General features: G+C 63.9%; 23 protein-coding genes. 11 read left to right on the forward strand and 12 right to left on the reverse strand.

Features of this window, described 5'->3' with window-relative positions:
- Positions 1-18 precede the first annotated feature (18 nt).
- Complete coding sequence (locus tag KUV45_RS11070) at positions 19-1,284, forward strand: AarF/ABC1/UbiB kinase family protein (protein ID WP_222163066.1); 1,266 nt, start codon at positions 19-21, stop codon at positions 1,282-1,284.
- Between the two features lie 48 nt (positions 1,285-1,332).
- Positions 1,333-3,183: an SEC-C domain-containing protein gene (locus KUV45_RS11075; RefSeq protein ID WP_206937721.1), complete on the forward strand. Its 1,851-nt coding sequence runs from the start codon at positions 1,333-1,335 to the stop codon at positions 3,181-3,183.
- A 109-nt stretch (positions 3,184-3,292) separates the two neighbouring features.
- Here the strand turns inward: KUV45_RS11075 and KUV45_RS11080 are convergent, their stop codons facing one another.
- Positions 3,293-4,648, reverse strand: a complete 1,356-nt coding sequence (locus tag KUV45_RS11080) for an MFS transporter (RefSeq protein WP_206937724.1) — start codon at positions 4,646-4,648, stop codon at positions 3,293-3,295.
- A gap of 206 nt (positions 4,649-4,854) precedes the next feature.
- Here KUV45_RS11080 and rfaH point away from each other — a divergent pair, with 206 nt between their 5' ends.
- The 3 genes from rfaH (at position 4,855) to ccoM (ending at position 6,238) form a co-directional block, all read left to right on the forward strand.
- A complete protein-coding gene (gene rfaH, locus KUV45_RS11085) occupies positions 4,855-5,397 on the forward strand; it encodes a transcription/translation regulatory transformer protein RfaH (RefSeq protein WP_206937742.1) in 543 nt (180 codons plus the stop codon).
- A gap of 25 nt (positions 5,398-5,422) precedes the next feature.
- The gene (locus KUV45_RS11090) at positions 5,423-5,929 is read left to right on the forward strand and encodes a peptidylprolyl isomerase (protein WP_222163067.1); all 507 of its coding nucleotides are present in this window, start codon (positions 5,423-5,425) and stop codon (positions 5,927-5,929) included.
- A 195-nt stretch (positions 5,930-6,124) separates the two neighbouring features.
- Positions 6,125-6,238 (forward strand): cytochrome c oxidase subunit CcoM, encoded by a 114-nt coding sequence (ccoM, locus tag KUV45_RS20385; protein ID WP_277987364.1) that lies wholly within the window; start codon positions 6,125-6,127, stop codon positions 6,236-6,238.
- 227 nt (positions 6,239-6,465) lie between these two features.
- On the opposite strand, the gene KUV45_RS11095 is transcribed toward ccoM, so the two are convergent.
- Complete coding sequence (locus KUV45_RS11095) at positions 6,466-8,187, reverse strand: proline--tRNA ligase (protein WP_222163068.1); 1,722 nt, start codon at positions 8,185-8,187, stop codon at positions 6,466-6,468.
- A 466-nt stretch (positions 8,188-8,653) separates the two neighbouring features.
- Here KUV45_RS11095 and KUV45_RS11100 point away from each other — a divergent pair, with 466 nt between their 5' ends.
- The gene (locus KUV45_RS11100; protein ID WP_206937751.1) at positions 8,654-9,091 is read left to right on the forward strand and encodes a hypothetical protein; all 438 of its coding nucleotides are present in this window, start codon (positions 8,654-8,656) and stop codon (positions 9,089-9,091) included.
- Positions 9,092-9,115: 24 nt separating this feature from the next.
- On the opposite strand, the gene KUV45_RS11105 is transcribed toward KUV45_RS11100, so the two are convergent.
- Complete coding sequence (locus KUV45_RS11105) at positions 9,116-10,330, reverse strand: benzoate/H(+) symporter BenE family transporter (protein WP_222163069.1); 1,215 nt, start codon at positions 10,328-10,330, stop codon at positions 9,116-9,118.
- Between the two features lie 144 nt (positions 10,331-10,474).
- On the opposite strand from KUV45_RS11105, the gene KUV45_RS11110 reads away from it, so the two are divergent.
- Entirely contained in the window at positions 10,475-11,080 is a 606-nt protein-coding gene (locus KUV45_RS11110; protein ID WP_222163070.1) for a helix-turn-helix domain-containing protein, read from the forward strand.
- Here the strand turns inward: KUV45_RS11110 and KUV45_RS11115 are convergent.
- The 4 genes from KUV45_RS11115 to KUV45_RS11130 form a co-directional block, all read right to left on the reverse strand.
- Positions 11,044-12,060, reverse strand: a complete 1,017-nt coding sequence (locus KUV45_RS11115) for an N-acetylmuramoyl-L-alanine amidase (RefSeq protein WP_224852032.1) — start codon at positions 12,058-12,060, stop codon at positions 11,044-11,046. The two genes, KUV45_RS11110 and KUV45_RS11115, sit on opposite strands and share 37 nt — an antisense overlap.
- Before the next feature lie 33 nt (positions 12,061-12,093).
- Positions 12,094-13,272: a VWA domain-containing protein gene (locus KUV45_RS11120; RefSeq protein WP_222163071.1), complete on the reverse strand. Its 1,179-nt coding sequence runs from the start codon at positions 13,270-13,272 to the stop codon at positions 12,094-12,096.
- Positions 13,272-14,117 carry a MoxR family ATPase gene (locus tag KUV45_RS11125; RefSeq protein ID WP_222163072.1) on the reverse strand — a complete coding sequence of 282 codons (846 nt, stop codon included), beginning with the start codon at positions 14,115-14,117 and terminating at the stop codon, positions 13,272-13,274. Before KUV45_RS11125 ends, KUV45_RS11120 begins: the two co-directional genes overlap by 1 nt.
- A 63-nt stretch (positions 14,118-14,180) precedes the next feature.
- Positions 14,181-15,077 (reverse strand): NAD(P)-dependent oxidoreductase, encoded by an 897-nt coding sequence (locus KUV45_RS11130; protein ID WP_222163073.1) that lies wholly within the window; start codon positions 15,075-15,077, stop codon positions 14,181-14,183.
- 166 nt (positions 15,078-15,243) lie between these two features.
- On the opposite strand from KUV45_RS11130, the gene KUV45_RS11135 reads away from it, so the two are divergent.
- On the forward strand, positions 15,244-15,885 hold the full coding sequence (locus KUV45_RS11135) for a LysE family translocator (protein WP_206937772.1): 642 nt from the start codon (positions 15,244-15,246) through the stop codon (positions 15,883-15,885).
- A 22-nt stretch (positions 15,886-15,907) separates the two neighbouring features.
- Positions 15,908-16,705, forward strand: a complete 798-nt coding sequence (locus KUV45_RS11140) for a metallophosphoesterase (protein ID WP_222163074.1) — start codon at positions 15,908-15,910, stop codon at positions 16,703-16,705.
- 1 nt (position 16,706) lies between these two features.
- Here the strand turns inward: KUV45_RS11140 and KUV45_RS11145 are convergent, their stop codons facing one another.
- From KUV45_RS11145 to KUV45_RS11160, 4 genes are all read right to left on the reverse strand, one after another.
- Positions 16,707-17,855, reverse strand: a complete 1,149-nt coding sequence (locus KUV45_RS11145; protein ID WP_206937776.1) for a nucleoid-associated protein — start codon at positions 17,853-17,855, stop codon at positions 16,707-16,709.
- 66 nt (positions 17,856-17,921) lie between these two features.
- Positions 17,922-18,683 (reverse strand): ABC transporter permease, encoded by a 762-nt coding sequence (locus KUV45_RS11150; protein WP_222163075.1) that lies wholly within the window; start codon positions 18,681-18,683, stop codon positions 17,922-17,924.
- Positions 18,680-19,615: an ABC transporter ATP-binding protein gene (locus tag KUV45_RS11155; RefSeq protein WP_222163076.1), complete on the reverse strand. Its 936-nt coding sequence runs from the start codon at positions 19,613-19,615 to the stop codon at positions 18,680-18,682. Before KUV45_RS11155 ends, KUV45_RS11150 begins: the two co-directional genes overlap by 4 nt.
- 201 nt (positions 19,616-19,816) lie before the next feature.
- Positions 19,817-20,362, reverse strand: coding sequence for a cytochrome b (locus tag KUV45_RS11160; RefSeq protein WP_222163077.1), 546 nt, complete (start codon positions 20,360-20,362; stop codon positions 19,817-19,819).
- 264 nt (positions 20,363-20,626) lie between these two features.
- On the opposite strand from KUV45_RS11160, the gene KUV45_RS11165 reads away from it, so the two are divergent.
- Positions 20,627-21,115, forward strand: coding sequence for a cupin domain-containing protein (locus tag KUV45_RS11165; protein WP_222174241.1), 489 nt, complete (start codon positions 20,627-20,629; stop codon positions 21,113-21,115).
- A gap of 146 nt (positions 21,116-21,261) precedes the next feature.
- Here the strand turns inward: KUV45_RS11165 and KUV45_RS11170 are convergent, their stop codons facing one another.
- Entirely contained in the window at positions 21,262-21,540 is a 279-nt protein-coding gene (locus KUV45_RS11170) for a peptidylprolyl isomerase (protein ID WP_206937791.1), read from the reverse strand.
- A gap of 157 nt (positions 21,541-21,697) precedes the next feature.
- Between KUV45_RS11170 and KUV45_RS11175 the strand changes: the two genes are divergently transcribed.
- A complete protein-coding gene (locus KUV45_RS11175; RefSeq protein ID WP_222163079.1) occupies positions 21,698-22,201 on the forward strand; it encodes a DUF523 domain-containing protein in 504 nt (167 codons plus the stop codon).
- Positions 22,202-22,297: the final 96 nt, after the last annotated feature.

Here is a 22,297-nt window from a genome sequence, read left to right on the forward strand (position 1 = left end):
GGTGGCACGAGGAGCATCATGCGACAGGCTGGAAGAACGCGCCGTATGTTGGGTCTGTCGGTGCGCACGGGGACCACGCTACTGCGATCTCGGGTAGGCGGCAATGCCGACTGGCAGGCGCTTGGCGAGTCGCTGTTCGACGGCTTGTCGGAGCTGAAGGGGCCAGCCATGAAGCTGGCTCAGGTCATGTCCCAATGGGATGACCTGCTGCCCCCTGAGCTCGCCGAGGAGCTGGCTCGCCTGCAGCGCAATGCCACTCCGGCGCCGTGGGAGGATATTCGGACGACGCTTGAGCAGGAACTGGGTGAGCTGCAGGCACTGTTTCGTCATGTCGAGCCCGCGCCCTTCGCCAGCGCATCCATGGGGCAGGTGCATCTCGCCACTACCCTGGAAGGGCAGCAGGTGGTGCTCAAGGTACAGTACCCCGGCCTCGAGCAGGTGCTGGAGCAGGACCTGGCACAGGTCCGCCGTATCCTTCGCCTGGGGCGCTGGTTCAAGGTCTCCCAGAGTCGCCTCGATGCCTTGTTCGATGAATTGGCCGAGAGCCTGCGCCAGGAGCTCGACTACGTCGCTGAGGGCAACATGTTGAGGCGCTATCGTCAGCGCTATGACGCCTGGGGCAATATCCGCATTCCCGCACCTGTCGACTCCCTCTGCACGTCTCGAGTGCTGGCCATGGAGTATGTGCCGGGAACACCGCTGCGCGAGATCGAGCAGGTCGATGACGAACGACGGCAGCACGTGGCCAGCACGCTGGCGGACTGGCTGACAGAGGAACTGTTCGTCCATGGCGAGGTGCATGCCGATCCTCATGCCGGTAATTTTGCCGTGGATGATCAGGGTCGCTTGATCCTGTACGACCTGGGGGCGGTGATAGCGGTGCCACCGGAGCGACTGAGGGGCATGCTGGCGCTGCTGTCGGCGACCCTGGAACGGGACCCTGTGGCCATGGATGAGGCCCTTCGAGGACTCGGCGGGCGGCAGGGCGAAGGCGCGCCCTTGGCGTTGTATCAGGAGTCGGCCGAGGCCATTGCCCCGCTGTTTGCGCCGGGGCTGCAGGATTTTGGTGATGTGCGTGTCCATCGGCGTCTGCGCGAGCTGAGTCCCAGAGTATGGAGCGCGCTGGACCGTCTCCAGCCACCGCCCGGCATGTTGATGTTGGCGCGCACGCTCAACGGACATTACTGGAACCTGGTGCGTCTCGAGGCGCGCCTGGATATGCAGAATCGAACAGCGCAGGTCTTTCAGACCTACGCCGGCCAGGGCGTGGGTCTGCCAAGCTGAGCTCTGCACTGTTAGACTGTGCCGTTTTTAATTTCAGGGGAGAGGGCGATGCTGGCGTTATGGGTGGATCAACTGCTGGGCTATGCCTCTGGCGCCCTGGCAGCCATTCGGCAGGATGAACGCTATCCCAGCCTGATGAGCTGGGCGCGGGAGCAAGGCCCGGACTGTGTGGGTGGCGACAAGTCGCTGGCCCAGGCGCTGGCGCCGGAGCTGTGGTCGCAGACGCCGCTGGCTCGGCTCGATTTCGCCTGTGAAACCCTGGCGCGCCCCGGCCGCAACGAGCCTTGCTGGTGTGACTCCGGACGCAAGATGAAACAGTGCTGTGGTGCGGTCAGCCTGCCGGGCCACCTGCCTCCACACCTGATGTGGATGCTGTCGCTGCGTGAGTGGAAGGGCGACGCACTTAAAGCGGCGCTGGCCAGCGGTCGAGCCCCCGCCCAGGCGCTGCTCGAGGCGGGCCTGATCGCGGCGGAGTCCGGTCAGCGCGGCCGTGCCCAGCAGATACTGGAGTCCCTGTTCACCAATGCGGACTGGGAGCGATTGCCCGAGCAGGCGGAGCCGGCCTTCGAGATACTGCTCGACCTGTTCCAGGAGCGCGGCTTCCATCGCAAGCGGGAGGCGCTGCTGGACGAGGTGCTGGAGCGAGGTCCGATGTTCCTGCGCGGGGTCGCCCTCGAGCGGCTGTGCCTGATGCATCTGGACAATGACGATCTGGATAGTGCCCGCGCAGCCTTCGTGCGTGCGCAACAGGCCCTGCCAGATTCGCCGACCCTGGCATACATCGAGGCCATGCTGCTGCTGCATGAAGGCAATGACGAGGAGGCGGTGGAGCGCTCACGCTTCTGGCTGCGTCGTCTGACCCGGCAGGGCGACCTCGATCCCGAGCAGTTGCAGTTTCTTGCCGATCTGGCCGACAACCCAGGCGCTACCCTGGCTGACCAGCTATTGAGCGCTGAAGAGGATCTGGCCGAGCCGCTGGTGGGGCTGCAGACCCTGCTGGCTGAGCTGCCGACGCCTCCGCCGATCAAGGTTGAACAGCAGGATGGTGTGCTGGTGTATCGCTCCACGGCACGGGAAGACACCCTGTTTGCGGCCTTCCAGGAAGGTTTCCAGGTGGACGTGGACCCGGACGCCCCCATGGGATTTCTGGGAGACCCCTGGATCAATGCCAGCGTCTGGTTGCCGGCGCTGTGTGCCAATCCCGAACAGCTCGATTCGCCGGCAGTACTGCAATCGGTGTCGCTGGCATTGACCAGTCGCTTCGGCAGCCTGCCGTGGATGGCGCCCAGCCTGTTCGAGCCGCTGGCCGAACGGCTTGAGCGCTGGCTGCAGCAGGTCAGCCAGAGCGGTGACGGTCCCTTCCAGTGGGATCAGGCGGACAACGCGCAGCTGCTGCGCGCGGGGCTGGCCCTGGTGGTCGGCATGGAGCGCGGGTCGCGCCAGCATTCCCGTGAGTTGGCCGAGTTGCTGCTATCGCTGGACGAGCAGGACAGCCTCGGCTTGCGTGAGCTGGTGCTCGACCAGTTGCTGCGTGAAGGCCGTGACGGCGAGGCGTTGTCGATGAGTCGGCAGGCGTTGGAGCAGGCAAGCGAAACGGATGCCGCTGAGCAGGATGCGCCGCTGTTGGGCATGTACATGGGCCAGGTGCTGGCACTGTACCGACTGGGGCAGCTCGACGACGCGGCGGCCGCGTTGGAGAGCGCCAAGCGCCATAACAGCCATGCGGTCTCTCTGCTGTGCAGCGACAATCCTCAGCGCGCGGCGACGCCTCCCAATGGGCAATTGGCAGAGCCTGGCACCCGTGCCGAAGCCTGGCAGTACCGCACCCTGATGCGTGACCAGTGGCGGACGACTCCAGGGGCGCTGGACTGGTTGCAGGAACGCGGTTCACGCCGCTGAGGTGACCGCCCAGCGAGCGAACGTCAGTCGCACCTTTGCGTCTGACGTTCGCTACCGGTATCAGGCCTCGGCGCTGGGGGTCTCTTCCTTCACTTGGAGGCCTTTACCTTCACTTGGAGGCCTCTTCCTTCACATAGTGCCGTTTGATCCACAGCGCCATCGCCACCGCCGGAAGGCCAAGAAGCGAGGCCAGCACGAAGAAGCTGGGGTAGCCCCAACCCTCCACGACCAGTCCGCCAAAGCCTGACAGAAACTTGCCAGGCAAGGTCATCAGTGACGAGAACAGCGCATATTGAGTGGCCGTGTAAGCGCGAGACGTCAGGCTTGAAAGAAACGCCACGAACACCACGCTGGCCAGACCGTTGCTGAGGTTGTCGCCCATGATGGTCAGCACCAGCAATTCTTTCTGAGCGCCGCTCATGGCGAGCCAGGTAAACATCAGGTTGGTGAGCACGGTGGCGGCAGCCCCTATCACCAGGATGCGTCCGATGCCGAAGCGCACGACCAGGACCCCGCCGAGCAGTCCCCCCAGTAGGCTCATGACCACGCCAAACACCTTGGTCACGGTGGCGATGGTGTCCAGACTGAAGCCCAGGTCAACGTAGAGCGGATAGGCCATCGACGCCATCGCCAGGTCGCTGATGCGGTAGATGCCGATGAACACCAGCAGTCCCAGGGCGCCTAGCCCAAAGCGCGAGAAGAAATCCAGGAAAGGGCAGACCACCGAGCCGATCAGCCAGGCCCCGGTGCGCCGGAACCAGGCGGGTTGGCCTTGGCTGGCACGCAGGAAGCTCCTGACCCTGGGTTCTGCGCTGAGGCGCTGTGCCAGGGGCTTGCGGGGAGGCTCGGGGCGCAGCAGCACGGTGATCATGCCAATGGCGGTCAGTGCGGCCATGCACTGATAGGACAGTTGCCAGGAGCCCAGGTCGGCCAGGTACAAGGCTCCTGCGCCGGCCATGATCAGGCCACCGCGATAGCCAATGATGTAAGTCGAGGCCATAGCTGCCTGCACATCGTCTTCCGCTGACTCGATGCGAAAGGCGTCGATGGCGATGTCCTGGGTGGCGGAACCGAAGGCGACCATCAGGGCGAATAGCGCCACGCTGCCAAGTTGCTGTGCAGGATCAAGCGTTGATAGGCCCACTAGTCCGGCCATCATCAGCGTCTGGCCGGCCAGCATCCAGCTGCGTCGCTGGCCCAGCCAGCGTGTCAGCAGAGGCAACCGAAAGGCGTCGACCACAGGCGCCCAGAAGAACTTTATCGAATACAGCAGTCCTATCCATGAGAAGAAGCCGATGGCTGCCACCTCAACCCCGGAGGTGCGCAGCCAAGTCGTCAGGGTGGAAAACACCAGCAGGAACGGAAGGCCGGCAGAGAAGCCCAGAAACAGCATGGCCAGTACAGGCGGCCGCAGATAGACGCCAAGGGCCTCGATCCAGCGGCGCATGGCCGAAGGGGTGGGCATGTGAAAGCCTCCTTGCATGATGGTCGGCGATCCGAATGGTAAAATGCGCTCAGTATCCCGGCGCTGCTCGGCGAATTGTTGCAAAGCCGCAGGGACGATACCAGCGGCGCGCGACAAGCCGCGTCGGTGGCGAGCCGGAAACTGAGACCAAGACAGACCCCCAGGTCATATCCTTGTCCGCCTGGTGGGTGCCCGGAAGGAGTTACATGAGTCACAGCATCAACGAGACGGTCACTGGTGGCGATTCCACGCCGCGCTGGTACGTAATCCAGTGCAAGGGTGGAGAGTCCTTTCGCGCCGCTCAGCATCTGGCCAATCAGGGCTACGAACTCTTCCATCCGGTGCTTGAAGTGCAGAAGAAGCGCCGCAACAAGCTGACCTGGGTCGAAGAGCCACTGTTTCCTTACTACCTGTTTCTTCGCCTCGACCAGGTCGAAAGCAACTGGCGCCCCATCCGCTCGACCCGGGGGGTGCTGAAGATCGTCACCTTCGGCCTATCGATGCCGGTACCGGTCAGCGACGAGCTGGTCGAGCTGTTGCGTCGGCACGGGCAAGAGAAGGACGAAGGCCCGGGGCAGCTGTATTTCCGCGCCGGCGAGAGCGTCGAAATCACCGACGGTCCGTTCAAGGACCTGAAGGCAGTGTTCGATAGCCACAAGGGAGAGGAGCGCGCCATCGTGCTGCTCAACATGCTGCATCGCCAACAGCGCCTTGAAATGCCTGTCGCCGCCTTGAAGCGTCAGGACTGAGACTTATCTCCGAAAGGAACGCATCATGAAGATTGCCCCTCAGAAAGTGGCCCAGCTCCATTATGTGCTCAGTGATAGCCACGGTGAGGTGCTCGACGACTCGCGTCAGCGAGGCGAGCCACTGGAATACCTTCACGGCCACGACAACCTGATGGCGGGGCTCGAGCGAGCGCTCGAAGCGACCGAGCCGGGTTCTCGTGTCGATGTCACCCTGGCCCCTGACGAAGCATACGGACGCAGGGATGAGTCTCTGGTCCGTGAGGTGGGGCGTCAGGCGTTCCCCGCGGCGGAATTGCGCCCCGGGATGTGTTTTCAGACCCCCGGCGATGCCGGTCCCCAGATCGTCACCGTGGTCGAGGTGAAGGACACCACGGTGGTGATCGACACCAATCACCCACTGGCGGGGCAGACCCTGCGCTATCAGGTCGAGGTGCTGGAGGTACGCGACGCGACCCGCGCTGAACTGGCGAAGGGGCACCCACTGCCCGCGGGTACCGAAGCCTCATCGGTGGAAGATCGCAAGGTGCTGTAGGCCGCTGGCTGACCACCGCTCGCGCTGTCCGCGACCGCCAGAAAAAGCCGCCCTTGGGCGGCTTTCGCGTGAATGGACGACGGCTGATATGGCGGCGGGCGAATGTCGCACAGGGACCCTTGACTCAGGTCAGCACAATTCATCAGGAGGGCGGCTAAGCTTGAACCATCAACACAGCAAGGGGAGGGCAGGGCCATGTATCTCGATGATGCAGTGATCTTCGGTCTGGGGGCTGTCGCCCTTTCTGTGGTCTTCATGGCGGGCTGGATCGCCTTTGTCATTCGCGACAGTCATCGTCGCAAGCGATAGGTTCCGCGTAGACAGGTTGGGTGTCATGTGCACGGAACCCAGCCATTGACCAGCGTCAGGGGAGGGGGAGTCATCCCCCTTTTTCAACCGGCCCTTCGGGGCCGGTTTTTTTTATCTGCAGGATTCACAGCACGGCCTGAGCAGCCCTGCGGCTGTCGCGTCGCCGCCAGGTCAGACTGGTACCAACGGCCCGGACGCCTCAGCGCCCGGGACCGTTGAGGGCCCTGTTACAGGGCGATACGCTGCTTGAGGAAGTCGACGATGGCGTCGGCGGGCACCATGGTGGCGTCACTGTCGCGGCGCCCCTTGTACTCAAGCTCGCCCTTGTCCAGGCTACGGTCTCCCACCACCAGGCGATGGGGAAGGCCCATCAGCTCCTGGTCGGCAAAGCGCACGCCGGGACGCAGGTCACGATCATCCAGCAGCACGTCGAAGCCTGCCGCGGTGAGCTCGTCATGCAGGCGATCGGCCGTTTCGCGCACGCGTTGGGACTTGTGTGCGTTCATCGGCACAATGGCCACATGGAAGGGGGCGATCGCATCGGGCCAGATGATGCCGTTGTCGTCGTGGTTCTGCTCGATGGCTGAAGCCACCACCCGGGTCACACCAATGCCGTAGCAGCCCATCCACGGGTGGATGGCACGACCTTCGTCACCGAGCACGGTGGCATTCATGGCTTCGCTGTACTTGCGGCCCAGCTGGAACACGTGACCGACCTCGATACCGCGCTTGATCGACAGTACCCCCTTGCCGTCCGGCGAGGGGTCGCCTTCGACCACATTGCGGATGTCGGCCACCTGGGGCAGCGCCACATCACGCTCCCAGTTGATGCCGAAGTAGTGCTTGCCGTCGACGTTGGCGCCGGCGCCGAAGTCGCTCATTAGCGCGACGCTGCGGTCGATCACGATCGGCATGTCGAGTCCCACCGGTCCCAGTGAGCCAGGCCCTGCGCCAACTGCAGCACGGATCTCTTCTTCGCTTGCCATGGTCAGCGGGGTGGCCACCTGCTCCAGATGCTCGGCCTTGACCTCGTTGAGCTCGTGGTCGCCGCGCACCAGCAGCGCCACCAGACCGCCTTCGCTGCCCTTGACCATCAGTGTCTTGATGGTCTTTTCGATGGCAAGGCCATGCTGTTCCACCAGGGTGGCGATGGTCTTGGCGTTGGGGGTGTCGACCAGGCGCAGCTCCTCGCTGGGCGCTGCACGGCTGGCGTCACTGCCCAGCGGCGCCGGCAGCGCTTCAGCCTTCTCCATGTTGGCGGCGTAGCTGGACTCGGTGGAGAACACGATGTCGTCCTCGCCGGAGTCGGCCAGTACATGGAACTCGTGGGAGCCGGTGCCACCGATGGAGCCGTTGTCGGCGATCACCGGACGGAAGTCGAGACCCAACCGCGTGAAGATGCGCACATAGGCGTCATACATCTTCTGGTAGGTATCCTTGAGGGACGCCTCGTCCTGATGGAAAGAGTAGGCGTCCTTCATGATGAACTCGCGCGAGCGCATGACCCCGAAGCGCGGACGAATCTCGTCACGGAACTTGGTCTGAATCTGGTAGAAGTTGGCTGGCAGCTGCTTGTAGCTGGCAATTTCCTTGCGCACCAGGTCGGTAATGACTTCTTCATGGGTCGGGCCGACACAGTAGTCGCGCTGGTGCCGGTCCTTGAGGCGCAGCAGCTCAGGTCCATACTGCTCCCAGCGGCCAGATTCCTGCCACAGCTCGGCAGGCTGTACGGCGGGCATCAGCAGCTCCTGGGCGCCGGCGCGATCCATTTCCTCGCGCACGACCCGTTCCACCTTGCGCAGAGTGCGCAGGCCCAGTGGCAGCCAGGTGTACAGGCCAGAGGTCAGACGGCGGATCATGCCCGCACGCAGCATCAGCTGGTGGCTGACGACTTCAGCGTCGGCAGGCGTTTCCTTGAGGGTACTGATCAGCAGGTCGGTGGCGCGCATGGGTCCGCAGATTCCTTCACATCGAGTCGATAGATCGTAGAGCGTCGAGGGATACGGCAGAGTCTTCTATTGCCGGTGATCAGGCGCTGCCTGATATCGGTCGACGCTCGCAATGGAGAGTGTGGTGTGTTGACGATGTCACTCATCAAAAGTGTCGAGCATTGTACGGTGAAGCCGTCGCGGCGGCAAAACAGTGTCATGCAGTGATATAAATGGTGTCGACGTGCGCAAGGTCTGGCCGATGGCGGGGAGCGAACCGGAATCTAGGTGCCGCAGCGGAGTCGACAGCGGGAGTGCTGCGCAGCGTTGGCCAGGTCAGCTAAGTGGTGCAGAAAAACGTGCTAGGATGCGTGCGAGTTTTCTCATGGAAGATGTCGCCAAGGCGGCGGGATGGCCTCCACGGCCGCCCCAGGCAGCGATATCGACCTTGTTACCATCGCGCTAGAAACAGCAAAGGAAGTTGTTCATGTTACGTCCACCCCGTCTGCTTACCGGCCTGGTCCTGGCCACTACCCTGACCTCACTCGCTGGCTGCGGCACCGTCTTTCATCCGGAGCGCAAGGGGCAGATCAGTGGACGTATCGACCCGGTGGTGGCCGTCGCCAACGGTGTGGGCCTGCTGTTCTTCATCGTGCCTGGCGTGATTGCCTACGCGGTAGATTTCTCCAACGGCACGATCTACCTGCCCGGCACCAGCACCACCTCGGTCGATGCATTGCCCATGGGCGAGGCCCGTGATCTGGCGAGCCTGGAGCAGCTGATCAGTGAACGCGCCGGCACCGCGGTGAGCCTGAGCAATGAGCTGGTGCGCGTCGAGCAAGTGGCGACCCTGGACGAGGCGCTGGCGATGGTGCGTATGGCCAGTGACGAGGCGTCTCATGGAGCAGCGCCCACCTCCAGCTAGCTTGGTAACGCGCCTGGGGTCTTCTCAGGCGCGCCATGCCCCCAGGGCAACGATGACCAGTCCAGCGATCAATCCCCAGAAGGCTGATCCAATCCCCGCCAGGGTCAGGGGAGAGGCGGTGACCGCAAAGGTCACCAGCGCCGCGTCCAGATGGCGAGCGTCGGAAAAGGCGGTGGTCATCGCCCCACCCAGGGTGGCCATCAGTGCCAGTCCCGCCACTACCGCAATCAATCCCTCAGGCAAGGCAGCGAACAGCGCGGCCACGGTAGCGCCCAGGGTCCCCAGCACCAGGTAGCCGATACCGGCTGCCACGCCGGCGGTGTAGCGGCGATGCGGGTCAAGGTGCGCCTCTTCCCCCAGGCAAGGCGCCGCGCTGATGGCGGCCATGTTGATGCCATGCCCAGCGAAGGGAGCCATCAGCAGCGACGCCAGCCCCGTGGTGCCCAGGCAGGCGCCGACAGGAGGCGAGTAGCCCGCACTGCGGACCATGGCCAGGCCCGGCAGATGCTGAGTGGTCAGGGCCACGGCGAACAGCGGCACGCCAATGCCCAGACAGGTCGCCAGGTCAAACGCCGGGGAGACCCATTCAGGTCGCGTCAGCATCAGCGAGACCTGGGCGACCTGAAAATCCCCCCGCGCCAAGCTTATCGCGATCCCGGCCATCAGCACCGCGATGATGGCAAGCCTTGGCAGCCAGCGTCGGCACAGGACCCATACGCTCAATAGCAGCAAGGGCATCCAGGGATCGACACGGACAGTAGCGAAGATATCGAGAACGAACGGCAGCAGGATGCCCGCCAGCATCGCTGAGGCCAATGCTGCCGGGACGATGGCCATGATCCGAGTGACCACGCCGCTGGCGGCGACCAGCAGCATGCACACCGAGGCCACGATGAACGCGCCCACGGCCTGGTCGAAGGCGACCCCCGGTAGCTGGGTGACCAGCAGGGCTGCGCCCGGCGTCGACCATGCCGTCAGCAGCGGCATGCGATAGCGCCAGGACAGTCCCAGGGTGGTCAGGCCCATGCCGATGCCCAGGGCCCACATCCAGGAGCCGATCTGTGATGGGGGAATTGCCGCCGCCTGGGCGGCCTGGAAGATGATGGCGGCGGAGCTGGCGTAGCCGATCAGTACCGACACCAGCCCTGCTGCCACGGTGGAAGCATGCAGGTCGTTGGCCAGCTGACGCTTTTCGCGGGGAGTCGCTGGCTCAGCAAGAGTGGAAGACGGCTCGGTCATGGGGCGTGTCGCTGTGTGGTGGGAAGGGGGGGTAGATTGTGCGTTATAACGTCCAAGGCTAGCAGCGGGCGTTATAACGCACAAGCGCTGTGGGCTCGAGCCTCTGTATACTGGTGCGCGTCACGCATTTTCATGAGAGACGACATGTCGGACACTGCCCACCACATCGGCCACCATATCGCCAGCTCCCTCAAGGCGCTGCGCCAGGCGCGGGGCTGGAGCCTGGCACATACCGCCAGGGAGACCGGGGTCAGCAAGGCCATGCTGGGCCAGATCGAGCGTGGGGAGTCGAGTCCTACGGTGGCGACGCTGTGGCGCATCGCCAGTGGTTTTCGGGTGAGTTTCTCGTCGTTGTTCGGTCAAGGCCCCGGCACCGATGACTCGCCGCTGGAGCAGCGCCACTGCAGTACCAGTGATTCGGTGTGGGGGCAGGACAGCGCGGGTATGCAGGCAAAGTTGTTGTTTCCGTACGATCCCCTGCTGGGCTTCGAGATGTTCGAGATTGAACTCGCCGCAGGCGCTGAAAGCGCCTCCAGCCCCCATGCGCCTGGGGTGGTCGAGCACCTGGTCGTGCTCGAGGGCACGCTGGTGTTGGCTGTGGGCGATGAGTGGCACCGTTTGACGGCGGGGAAAGGGCTACGTTTCTGTGCTGACCGGCCGCACCTGATGCGCAACGAAGGGCCCGCGGTGCTGCGTTTTCACGACGTGATCCATTACCTGCCCGGCGCGGCTGGAGGAGCGGCTGGTTGAGGCTCAGCTGGTTGCGGCTCGGCCAGTGTCGCCAGCGCCTCTGGCTGGTATCGCTCCAGTAGAGCCCACAGGCGTGCGCAGGTGTCTGCGTCGAGATTTCCGCTGAAGTCGGCGGGACGAAAGTGAAGCTGGAACGCTCGCAGGGTGGCGCGGGTCGCGTCATCCAGCACGCCGCTGACGTCGATGTCATAGCCCCAGGCACGCAGCGCCCGCTGCACCGTCTCAATCGAGGGGAGGCTCCCTCCTGCGATACGTTGGCGAGCGTCGAAGCGCTGGGCATAGTGGGCCACCCGCTCCGGCTCGGGCCAGGCACCAATGCCGGCATCATGCAGCCGTTTCCAGGGAAATGCCGGGCCTGGGTCCAGCTTGCGCGTGGGCGCGACGTCAGAGTGTGCCAGCACGTGCCTGGCCTCGATGCCATGCCGCTCGATGATATCCCGGGACAGGGCGATCAGCGCTTCAATCTGGCTGTCGGGGTAGGGCATCCAGCCGACTCCCTCGGGGGGCTCCAGCTCGCTGCCGACCCAGGGCTGGTCGGGGCCCTGATTGACAATCTCGATGCCGATGGAGGTATCGTTGAGGCCGATGCGGTTGCCCCAACGGCTGGCGCCGGCGTGCCAGGCACGGCGAGACTCGGGCACCAGCTGAAACACCACGGGTGAGCCCTGGAGTCGGCGTGTTGGCAAAGGCAGTAAATAGTGGCTGGAGACCCGTGGTCCAGTGAGTGCGCGCAGCGAGTCCGCCTGGTTTTCATCGGTATAGTGCAGGATCAAGAAATGCACGCGGCTGTTGTGGCCACGGGCGGGGTGACGATGGTCCACCACATAGCCGTCACGGGGTTCCAGAGCGGGCCTAGAGTAGGCTTGAATCAGCCCTTGTGTGGCGACCCCGGTAGCCATGTCGCAGCCGGCCAGCCACACCGATGCGCCGGCAAGCAGCAAGGGTCTGAGTCGGCGAAGTGTCTGCGGCAGGTGGGGCATCGACGGGTCCTTGATCAGATCCGGGGTAGTGGTCTAGCGAGCCAGCTCGCGCATGGCCTCGTCGAGTCCTTCCAGCGTCATGGCGTACATGCGCTCCTGCACCAGCTCGCGGATGATCCTGGTCGAGGGCGTATATTCCCAATAGCGCGGTGGGTTGGGATTGAGCCAGACCAGTCGCGGGTAGCGCTCCACCAGTCGCTTCAGCCAGATGCCGCCCGGCTCCTCGTTGAAGTGCTCGACGCTGCCACCGGGGTGGGTGATCTCGTAGGGAGACATCGACGCATCGCCCACGACCACTACCTGGTAGTCCGCGCCGAAGGTGCGCATCAGCTCCAGCGTGGAATACCGTTCCTTGTGACGGCGCGCATTGTTTCGCCAGACACCCTCGTAGAGGCAGTTGTGGAAGTAGAAGTGCTCCAGGTGCTTGAACTCGGAGCGCGCCGCCGAGAACAGCTCCTCACAGACGCGGATGTGGTCGTCCATGGACCCGCCCACGTCGAGAAACAGCAGCACCTTCACCGCGTTGTGGCGCACCGGGCGCATGCGCAGGTTCAGAAGGCCGGCGTCCCGTGCGGTGTCGCGAATCGTGGCGTCGATATCGAATTCGTCCAGTGCACCCTGACGAGCGAAGCGGCGCAGACGGCGCAGTGCCATCTTGATGTTGCGCGGACCCAAGGCCTGATCATCGTCATAGTCGCGGAAGCGGCGTTCGTCCCAGACCTTGATCGCACGACGATGGCGCGAGCCATCCTGGCCGATGCGCATCCCCTCGGGGTTGTAGCCATAGGCGCCGAAGGGGCTGGTACCGCCGGTACCGATCCACTTGTTGCCACCGGCGTGGCGTTCCTGCTGTTCCTTGAGGCGTTGCTTGAAGGTCTCGATCAGCGCCTCGAGTCCGCCCAAAGACGTGACCTGCGCCTTTTCCTCGTCGCTTAGCTGGCGCTCGAATTCACGGCGCAGCCACTCCTCGGGGATCAGTGCGTCAATGGCCGCATCGGGGCTTTCCACCGACCCGATCCAGGCGGCGAAGGCGCGATCGAAGCGGTCGAAGTGGCGCTCATCCTTGACCATGATGGTGCGGGCCAACTGATAGAAGGCGTCCACATCGGCAAAGGCAATGCCGGAGTCCACGGCGGCATGCAGGTCCAGCAGTTCGCGCAGGGATACCGGGACCTGCTGGCGCCTGAGACTGTCGAACAGATCGAGAAACATCAGCGCCCCTGACGCCGCACCATAAAGGCCAGGCGCTCCAGCAGGGCCGTATCCTGCTCGTTCTTGACCAGGGCGCCGGCCAGCGGCGGCAGACTCTTGGCTGGATCGCGCTGGCTCAGGGCTTCCCGCGCCACGTCGTCGGCCATCAGCAGCTTCAGCCAATCGACCAGCTCAGACGTGGAGGGGCGCTTCTTGAGGCCCGGCGCCTCGCGCAGCTCAAAGAACACTTCCAGGGCCTGGCTGACCAGCCTTGGGGCGATATCCGGGAAGTGTACGGCGACGATACGCTCCATGGTGGCGCGGTCGGGAAACTCGATGTAGTGGAAGAAGCAGCGGCGCAGGAAGGCGTCGGGCAGCTCCTTCTCGTTGTTGGACGTGATCACCACGATGGGGCGGTGGCGCGCCCGGATCGTCTCGCCGGTCTCGTAGACAAAGAATTCCATCCGATCGAGTTCCTGCAGCAGGTCATTGGGGAACTCGATGTCGGCCTTGTCGATCTCGTCGATCAGCAGTACCACCCGTTCGTCGGCGGTGAAGGCTTCCCATAGCTTGCCGGGGCGCAGGTAGTTGGCCACATCCTCGACCCCGTCGATGCCGAGCTGAGAATCTCGCAGACGGCTGACCGCGTCGTACTCGTAGAGGCCCTGGGCGGCCTTGGTGGTGGACTTGATGTGCCAGGTCACCAGGCGGGTGCCCAGGGACGCGGCCAGTTCTTCTGCCAGCAGCGTCTTGCCGGTGCCTGGCTCGCCCTTGATCAGCAGCGGGCGCTCGAGGGTGACGGCCGCATTGACGGCCTGCTTGAGCGCATCGGTAGCCACGTAAGTGGCGGTGGAGTTGAACGCCATGGAAAAGCATCCTGTAACTGATGGCGGATGTCGAACGAGTGTACGGCGCCGCCGCAGACGGGTCTAGCTGCGCTGCGCGTCGTCACGATAGAGCCGAATCAACGTCGCCGGATCGCTCTCGCCTTCGCCCCTGGCCAGTCGACTGCGCATCAGCTGGGCGGCCAGCGCTGCCATCGGCGTGGCGCTGGCTTGGCGATAACCCTGAGCGGTGGCCATGTCGACATCCTTGAGCAGGGTGCGCAGGTGCCAACTGGGCGCCTTAAAATCACGCTCGGCCATGCGCGGCACCAGCATGCGAAAAGGCGTTGAGTCGGCAAAGCCGCCCGCCAGGGCCTCTGGCAACAGGCCGGCATCGACACCGCTGGACTCGGCCAGTGCCACCATTTCGGCGATCGCTGCGGTATTGCAGGCCACCAGCAGTTGATTGCACAGCTTGGTGACCTGGCCTGCGCCTACCGGACCCATATGGGTGATGCGCGAGGCCAGTGGTTGCAGGATCGTCCTGGCGGCGTCCACGTGGGCTCGGTCGCCTCCACACATGATCGCCAGGCTGCCGGCCTCGGCACCCGCCACGCCACCGGAGACCGGGGCGTCGACCCAGCTGAGGCCGGATTCGGCGGCCAGCTGGGCAAGCTCCCGGGTGGCGGCCGGGTCGGCGCTGGTCAGGTCAATGATGGCGCCACCGGGACCCGCGTTGGCGATGACCCCCTCGGCCCCGAGCATCAGCTCGCGCAGCACCTCGGTATTGGCCACGCAGGTGATCACCACGTCTACCTGAGCGGCCAACTGCGCCACGCTATCGGCGACCCTGGCGCCGGTATCCGCAGCGACGGCGTTGGCCTTGGCTCGAGTGCGGTTGTAGAGGACCAGGGGATGACCGGCCTTGGCTAGCCGGCGGCTTAGCGGGTCGCCCATCAGACCGATACCGATAAAGCCGAGGCGGGGCAGCAACGCGGACATGGTAGAACTCCTTGGCAGGGGAGAAGGGAGCGGCGTCTTGAGTTGGCCGGGCAAGGGAAGACAGCATGCAGCAAGGTGTGTTTGTGGCTCAACTGGGTTGCGCGCTGAGGCCCCGTCGCCTAGCGTGGAAGGCTTTGCTACCGACGCTGCCGCCACGAGATCCGCCATGCTCGAGTATACCTTGGCCCACTGGGTCACCTTTCTGTCGGCAGCCTTGCTGCTGAATCTCTCACCGGGGCCTGACATGGCTTTTGTACTGGGCCAGACCGCGCGACATGGCCGCCGTGGGGGCTTCGCTGCGATGTTCGGGGTATGGAGTGGGGCGGGCGTGCATGTGCTGATGGCGGCGCTGGGTTTGTCCGCCGTGCTGGCAACGTCCGCGGTCGCCTTCGGCCTGATCAAGTGGGTCGGCGCGGCGTACCTGCTGTGGCTAGGCATTCAGGCGTTGCTCGCCCGCCCGTCCAGCGAAACGGCGGCGCCGGCCCCGTCTCTGCCTGGGGCTGCCAGCATCTATCGCCAGGGCGTCGTGATCTCTCTGTTGAACCCGAAGGTCGCCATCTTCTTCCTGGCCTTTCTGCCTCAGTTCGTGGTGCCAGGCGCAGGGCCGGCCAGCCTCCAGCTTGCCCTGCATGGGTTCTTGATCATTGCGGTGGCGGGGCTGATCGAGCCGCCGCTGGTGATCCTGGGCGCCAGGCTGGTCACAGCGCTGCGCGGCAATCGTCGTCTTGGTCTATGGTGTGAGCGAGGGTTGGGGGCGCTGTTCATTGGTCTGGCGGCCAGGCTGGCAATGAGTGAGCGCAGCCCATAACGCTTAAGCCGGAGGCGAGCTCATGCGCCTGAGAATCCTGTCGGACCTGCACCTGGAGCACTTCGAGGGGGATCGCCTGCTGCCCGACATCGAGGCCGATATGGTGATCCTGGCAGGTGATATTCATCTAGGCCTGCAGGGAATCGAGTGGGCTGCTGCGCGCTTTCCCGATCATCCGGTGATCTACGTGCCGGGCAATCACGAATTTTACAAGCATCGCATGGAGCCACTGCGCAAGGAGATGCGTGAGCGCGCGGCCACGCTGGGCATTCACCTGCTCGACAACGCACGACTTGAACTCGACGGCGTGCGCTTTCTGGGGACGACACTGTGGACCGACTTCGCGCTCTACGATGAGCGTCCCGACCCGCAGGACATCCCTGCGGAGACGCTGTCCGCTGCACTCAGGCAGATGCCCGACTTCGCGATCATCGAAGAACCTGATGGCGAGGTCTTCTCGCCGGAGCGCAGCGTCGAGCTGCACCGCGAGAACCGGGCCTGGCTAGAGACCGAGCTCGCCAGGCCCTTTGCCGGCGCCACGGTGGTGGTCAGCCACCACGCTCCCCTGGCCGAGTGCATTCCTGCCCACTATCAGGGCGACCCGCTGTCGCCGGCCTTTGCCTCGCGCCTCGAGTCGCTGATGGAGGGCGTGGCGCTGTGGGTCCACGGCCACGTCCACGACCCGGTGATGCTGACGCTGGGGGACACCCGCGTGGTGGCCGTGCCCGGCGGCTATCCCGGCGAGCGTTCGGAGGACGAGCTGCGCCTGGATCGGGTGGTCGAGGTCGAGAGCATGGCGTCGCAATCCCGGCAGGCCTGAACTAGCCCCCCTGCAGCTGTTCCTTGAGCTTGCTGGGCAGCTTCTTGATGATCAATCGGTCATGTTCTTCGTCGTACTCGATGCTGTTGCCCAGCAGGTGGGAGTCGAAGCTGATCGAGACGCCCTCGGCGCGGCCGGTGAAGCGGCGGAACTGATTGAGGGTGCGCTTGTCTGGCGGGATTTCCGGTGACAGGCCGTAGTCGGCGTTGCGAATGTGCTCGTAAAAGGCCCGCGGATTGTCATCGTTGACCAGGGCGGAGAGCTCATCCAGGGTCATCGCTTCACCGCGACTTGCCTGGTCCTGGGCGTAGTCGATCAGCGCATCGGTCTTTTCCCGCGACGCTTCCTCCTCCATGTCTTCCTGCTCGACATAGTCGCTGAAGGCCTTCAGCAAGGTACGGGTTTCGCTCTTTGGATCGACGCCTTCGCTAGCGCCCAAAAGGGCCTGCAGGTCGTCGGCCAGCTTCTTCGCGCCGCGATCTGCCAGCATCGACAGGTACTGACTCGACGGGCCGCCGTCCTGCCATTGGGTCAGGTTGAGGCGGAAGGCCAGCGACATCTGACTGTGATTGAGCTGCCCGGTGATGCCGACGCGACCGTCTTCACCGATGACGAAACCGTCCCGATGGTGAACCAGGGCGACGAACAGGTGGCGGGTCTCGCCCTGGCGCTGGTCGACCATGAGCAGGTGGCCTCCAGTGGGCAGGTGCGCGTCGACCACGCCCTTGATGGCCTCGCCAAGCTCCCTGGCCAGTGCCTGAAAGTCTCGCTCGCCGTCGAGGAAGGCACGAAACTCGGCAGGGAAGCGGCTGGTGGTCGCCACTACCGGACCTTCATCAGAGGCGGCCAGGCCAGAGGAGCCTGCACCAGAGGTCCCTGTCGCGGAGGAGTCCTCGTCGTCCCAAGGGGCGACATCCTCGCCGCTGGCGTCGCTATTCTGCACGCTCGGGCGATCCGTGGTGCTGGGGGGAGCGTGCTCATTGAGCCGGCCCCAGCGCTTGGCCTTGCCGTGGTAAGCGTCGGTCAGGCGGGTGACCAGGCTGTCCAATGCGTCGCTGTCGGGATGCAGCTCGCTGGCATGCTTAAGCGTTGCCGGGATGTCGCTGGCGCTCTTGTCCAGGCGCTGGATGACGCAGGCAGAGATCGGCATGGAAACCTCGTGACCAAAAAACGGCGGCAGATGATAGCGTACTTGGGGCGTCAGACCGAAGCCGATTCATGGCTTGAGGCGATAGCCGCTGCGGAAGATGGCATGGATGACCGCCAGCGCCAGGGCCATGAACAGCAGAATCATGCCCAGACTGACCCATACGCTGACATCGCCGAGTCCATAAAAGCTGTAGCGGAAACCCGACACCAGGTAGACCACCGGATTGAACAGGGTCACCGTTTGCCACAGGGGAGGCAGCATGTCGATGGAGTAGAAGGTTCCGCCGAGGAAGGTCAGCGGCGTGATGACCAGAAGCGGCACCAGCTGCAGCTTTTCAAAGCCATCGGCCCAGATCCCGATAATGAAACCGAGCAGGCTGAAGGTCAGTGCGGTCAGCACCAGAAACAGCAGCATCAACAGCGGGTGCATGATGGTAAAGGGCACGAACAGGCTGGCCGTTGCCAGCACGATCAAGCCGAGCACAATAGATTTGGTGGCGGCAGCGCCGACAAAGCCCAGCACGATCTCCAGCGGCGAGATGGGAGCCGATAGAATCTCGTAGACCGACCCCGAAAAGCGTGGGAAGAAGATCCCGAATGAGGCATTGGAGACACTCTGGGTCAGCAGCATCAGCATGATCAGCCCCGGCACGATGAAGGCACCGTAGGGAATGCCCTCGACCTCACTGATGCGTGAGCCAATGGCGGAACCAAAGACCACGAAGTACAGCGAGGTGGATAGCACGGGGGATACCACGCTCTGCAGCACGGTGCGCAGGCTTCGGGCCATCTCTGCCAGGTAGAGCGTCTTGACCGAGGTGATGTTCATGGTCGCTCCTTGACCAGATTGACGAAGATTTCCTCCAGCGAACTCTGGCGAGTGTGCAGGTCCTTGAACGCGATGCCGGCGGCGTCGACGTCTGCGAGCAAGTCGGCGATGCTGCTCTCACCGTCGTCTGCACCGTCATAGTGGTAGACCAGCGCATGGCCCTCGTCGCTCAAGGCCAGGTGGTGGTGAGCCAGGGCGTGCGGAACAGCGTCGAGGGGTTCGCGCAAGTGCAGGGTCAATTCCTTGCGGCCGAGGCTCGCCATCAGCGCCTGCTTTTCCTCCACCAGCACCAGCTCTCCGGCACGAATGACGCCGATGCGCTCGGCCATCTCTTCCGCTTCCTCGATGTAATGCGTGGTGAGGATAATGGTGACGCCGCTCTCTCTGAGGCCTCGCACCACCTCCCACATGTCACGGCGCAGTTCGACGTCGACCCCGGCGGTGGGCTCATCCAGAAACAGTACCTGGGGTTCGTGGGCCAGTGCCTTGGCGATCAGCACCCGACGTTTCATGCCGCCGGACAGGGTGATCAGCCGGTTCTTGCGCTTTTCCCACAGGCTGAGCTGGCGCAGCACCTTCTCGATATGCGCCGGATCCTTGGGCTTGCCGAACAGGCCGCGGCTGAAGGACACCGTGTCCCATACGGTGGAGAAGGCTTCACTGGTCAACTCCTGGGGCACCAGCCCGATCAGCGAACGGGCAGCACGGAAATCATCGAGAATATCGTGGCCGTCAACCCTGACGTGGCCTGATGAGGGATTGACCAGCCCGCAGATGACGCTGATCAAGGTGGTCTTGCCTGCCCCGTTGGGGCCAAGCAGGGCAAAGATCTCGCCGCGCTTGATGCTCAGGTCGATGCCCTTGAGCGCCTCGAATCCGCCGGCATAGACCTTTGTCAGCGCCTGGACATCAATGATCGGGGAGTCGCTCATGGGTGCCTTCCCCCGGGGGCAAGGTCTTGGTGCGGCGGGTGAGGCAGTCCTGATGAATGCTCCATGCTGACGTCCTTATCGATGGCCTTCGCCCATCCTAGCGCGGTTGTCTGCATCTGCACACCGGCCCGATCCACGCCCTGGCCGGTGTGTCCCCTCCGCCGGGGCCGCAGGTTCATGCCGTCCATGGCTGCGGCGGACTTATTTCCTGGCGCTGACGTCAAGCATGCGGGGCAGGACATCCTGCTGCCTGGGATTCATGCGGTGATGAACCGCCATCAACACGTGCCCCAGGGCCATCGCGAACAGCGCCCACCCCAGCCAGCCGTGGAGCAGATTGGCAGGGAGCATCATCCACTCGATCTTGTCGCCGTCAAAGCCTGACATGAGCTCGATGCCGAAGGGCGAAAAGGCGCGCCCGGAGCCATATTGGCGCATCAGCGCCATCGATGGAATCACGACCAGCAGGGCGTATAGCGCGAGATGACCCAGATGCGACGGCAGGTTGAGGCTGGATGGGCGGCGGCGCTGGTTTAACAGCGCCCAGGCCACCCGGCCCAGCATCAGGATCAGAATCAGCAGGCCCACCGGCTTGTGGGTAGCCCAGGTCAGTTTATCCAGCCAGGAATCTTCGAACAGCACTGTGGTGATGGCCGTGACGAGCTGCCACAGCACCAGGGCGGCGATGCTCCAGTGGAAGAAACGGCTGATACTGCCATAACGTTCGGGTGAATCGATGATCGACATAGGGGACTCCTCATCCTCGGTCGGGGCGGTCGATGGTTGTTTTTGCATAGCCTAACTCGGCCCAGCGGGCAGGGCTGGGGAATTTTCCCAATAGAATGTGCACGAAGCTGCAGCCGTGGGTCGAACATGCCGTTCGGCACGGGACGTTACCGGGGCGGATGTAAGGAAGGCGGTGGTGGCGTCATCCAAACACTCTCGTCACCGACGACGTTGTCCCAAGAGGTCTCCTCCATGTTTCCTGAGTCTCCCCTGACGTTGAAACGAATGACCAGCAAGAACAAGGCGTGCGGTACTGTGACTCTGCCCCAGTCGCCCGGGCGCTCGCTGTGGTTGGCGTCGCGGTTGGTGTTCGCCCTGACGCTGCTGATTGCGGTGACGCCCCAGGCGTCGGCACAGAGTGGCGAGCAGGTAACGCCCAGCGTGTCCCAGAACATCATGCAGCAGAAGTGGGTGTCAGACGATTCCAACCTGATCTCCACCGTCGTACTGGTTACCCTGGACCCTGGGGCCAGTCTGCCGCCCCATCGCCACGCAGGGCCAGCCTACGTCAAGGTGGCCGCCGGCGAGGTGATCTCACAGCTTGAGGGTGGGGAAGAAGAACGCTTTGGGCCTGGCGACGAGTGGCGAGAGCCTGAGGGCGTGCGTCATGTGAAGCTGGTCAATGCCAGCGATGAAAGTGCTGCGGAATTGATCGTGGTGATGATCCACACTCGCGGTGAACCCCTGACCCGAGTCGAGAAGACAGTGGAGTAGATAACAGCGGCAGGAAGGGGGGCAGAAGAGGCTGCCTAAGACACTGTTTTAGACACCAAGGCCACGCTTTGGCGTGGCCTTGGTTTGACTAGCATGGTTTGACTAGCTCGGTGTGGCTAGATCGGTGTGACTCGCTCGGCGGGATATCAACCGCGGCTGGTGACTTCCAGCAGGTGGTAGCCGAACTGGGTCTTGACCGGGCCCTGGACCTTGTTCAGCTCGGCGGAGAACACGACTTCGTCGAATTCGCGCACCATCTGGCCGGGGCCGAAGCTGCCCAGGTCGCCGCCCTGGCGGCCGGACGGGCAGGAGGAGTGTTCGCGGGCGGCGTCGGCAAAGTCACGACCGTTCTCGATTTCGGCCTTGAGGGCCTGGCACTTGTCTTCGCTGTCAACGAGGATATGGCGAGCAGTAGCTTGAACCATGGGAAACTCCAATTGAGTGCTGCGGGAATCAATGCTGCGAGAATTAAAGGTGGGCGGAGCTTAGCATGCTGCGGCACACAGGGCATCCTGTCGTCGAGCGGAGGTAGCCGCCAGCGATGCCATGTTGACGATAGAAGTGATGGTGAGGAGTTGCCACGTGAACAAGGTTCTGGTCAGTGCTTGCCTGCTGGGAGACCCGGTGCGCTATGACGCCAGTCACAAGGCCCTGGGCGATGCGCGTCTGAGGCGCTGGCGCGAGGAGGGGCGGCTGGTACCCATCTGTCCGGAAGTGGCGGGAGGATTGCCGACGCCAAGACCTCCCGCCGAAATCCAGGGAGGGCAGGGACGTCAGGTGCTGCACGGGCAGGCAAGGATCGCGGATGACGCCGGGGACGATCCCACCGATGCCTTTCTCCGGGGTGCAAAGCTTGCGCTGTCCGCGGCCAGGCGCCATGGGGTTCGCCTGGCCCTGTTGATTGACCGCAGCCCCTCCTGCGGCAGCACCCAGATCTACGACGGCCATTTTGAGGGCACTCTGGTGGCCGGTGAGGGAGTCACCACGGCGTTGCTGCGTGCCTCTGGCATTGAGGTCTTCGCTCCCCACCAGCTGGACGCCCTGGGAGAGCGGCTGGCCCAGCTCGACGCAGACGAGGCGTTTTGAAGGGCGGGCGTCAGTGAGGGGCCACGCTCCAGGCTCGGACTGCTTGGCTTCCTCAGCCTCCTGTCGCTGCGGGACCGGCCTATGGGCCGCGCGCTA

The organism is Halomonas sp. DP3Y7-2, from assembly GCF_019800795.1.
GTDB lineage: Bacteria > Pseudomonadota > Gammaproteobacteria > Pseudomonadales > Halomonadaceae > Halomonas > Halomonas litopenaei_A.

What these genes read in the sequence shown, in the direction of transcription:
- KUV45_RS11170 (WP_206937791.1), bottom strand. Translation starts at nt 21,540, where the DNA reads ATGGTTCAAGCTACTGCTCGCCATATCCTCGTTGACAGCGAAGACAAG.
- KUV45_RS11080 (WP_206937724.1), bottom strand. Translation starts at nt 4,648, where the DNA reads ATGCCCACCCCTTCGGCCATGCGCCGCTGGATCGAGGCCCTTGGCGTC.
- KUV45_RS11165 (WP_222174241.1), top strand. Translation starts at nt 20,627, where the DNA reads ATGACCAGCAAGAACAAGGCGTGCGGTACTGTGACTCTGCCCCAGTCG.
- KUV45_RS11110 (WP_222163070.1), top strand. Translation starts at nt 10,475, where the DNA reads ATGTCGGACACTGCCCACCACATCGGCCACCATATCGCCAGCTCCCTC.
- ccoM (WP_277987364.1), top strand. Translation starts at nt 6,125, where the DNA reads ATGTATCTCGATGATGCAGTGATCTTCGGTCTGGGGGCTGTCGCCCTT.
- KUV45_RS11125 (WP_222163072.1), bottom strand. Translation starts at nt 14,117, where the DNA reads ATGGCGTTCAACTCCACCGCCACTTACGTGGCTACCGATGCGCTCAAG.
- KUV45_RS11100 (WP_206937751.1), top strand. Translation starts at nt 8,654, where the DNA reads ATGTTACGTCCACCCCGTCTGCTTACCGGCCTGGTCCTGGCCACTACC.
- rfaH (WP_206937742.1), top strand. Translation starts at nt 4,855, where the DNA reads ATGAGTCACAGCATCAACGAGACGGTCACTGGTGGCGATTCCACGCCG.
- KUV45_RS11105 (WP_222163069.1), bottom strand. Translation starts at nt 10,330, where the DNA reads ATGACCGAGCCGTCTTCCACTCTTGCTGAGCCAGCGACTCCCCGCGAA.
- KUV45_RS11135 (WP_206937772.1), top strand. Translation starts at nt 15,244, where the DNA reads ATGCTCGAGTATACCTTGGCCCACTGGGTCACCTTTCTGTCGGCAGCC.
- KUV45_RS11130 (WP_222163073.1), bottom strand. Translation starts at nt 15,077, where the DNA reads ATGTCCGCGTTGCTGCCCCGCCTCGGCTTTATCGGTATCGGTCTGATG.
- KUV45_RS11120 (WP_222163071.1), bottom strand. Translation starts at nt 13,272, where the DNA reads ATGTTTCTCGATCTGTTCGACAGTCTCAGGCGCCAGCAGGTCCCGGTA.
- KUV45_RS11160 (WP_222163077.1), bottom strand. Translation starts at nt 20,362, where the DNA reads ATGTCGATCATCGATTCACCCGAACGTTATGGCAGTATCAGCCGTTTC.
- KUV45_RS11155 (WP_222163076.1), bottom strand. Translation starts at nt 19,615, where the DNA reads ATGAGCGACTCCCCGATCATTGATGTCCAGGCGCTGACAAAGGTCTAT.
- KUV45_RS11075 (WP_206937721.1), top strand. Translation starts at nt 1,333, where the DNA reads ATGCTGGCGTTATGGGTGGATCAACTGCTGGGCTATGCCTCTGGCGCC.
- KUV45_RS11145 (WP_206937776.1), bottom strand. Translation starts at nt 17,855, where the DNA reads ATGCCGATCTCTGCCTGCGTCATCCAGCGCCTGGACAAGAGCGCCAGC.
- KUV45_RS11090 (WP_222163067.1), top strand. Translation starts at nt 5,423, where the DNA reads ATGAAGATTGCCCCTCAGAAAGTGGCCCAGCTCCATTATGTGCTCAGT.
- KUV45_RS11150 (WP_222163075.1), bottom strand. Translation starts at nt 18,683, where the DNA reads ATGAACATCACCTCGGTCAAGACGCTCTACCTGGCAGAGATGGCCCGA.
- KUV45_RS11095 (WP_222163068.1), bottom strand. Translation starts at nt 8,187, where the DNA reads ATGCGCGCCACCGACCTGCTGATCAGTACCCTCAAGGAAACGCCTGCC.
- KUV45_RS11115 (WP_224852032.1), bottom strand. Translation starts at nt 12,060, where the DNA reads ATGCCCCACCTGCCGCAGACACTTCGCCGACTCAGACCCTTGCTGCTT.
- KUV45_RS11140 (WP_222163074.1), top strand. Translation starts at nt 15,908, where the DNA reads ATGCGCCTGAGAATCCTGTCGGACCTGCACCTGGAGCACTTCGAGGGG.
- KUV45_RS11070 (WP_222163066.1), top strand. Translation starts at nt 19, where the DNA reads ATGCGACAGGCTGGAAGAACGCGCCGTATGTTGGGTCTGTCGGTGCGC.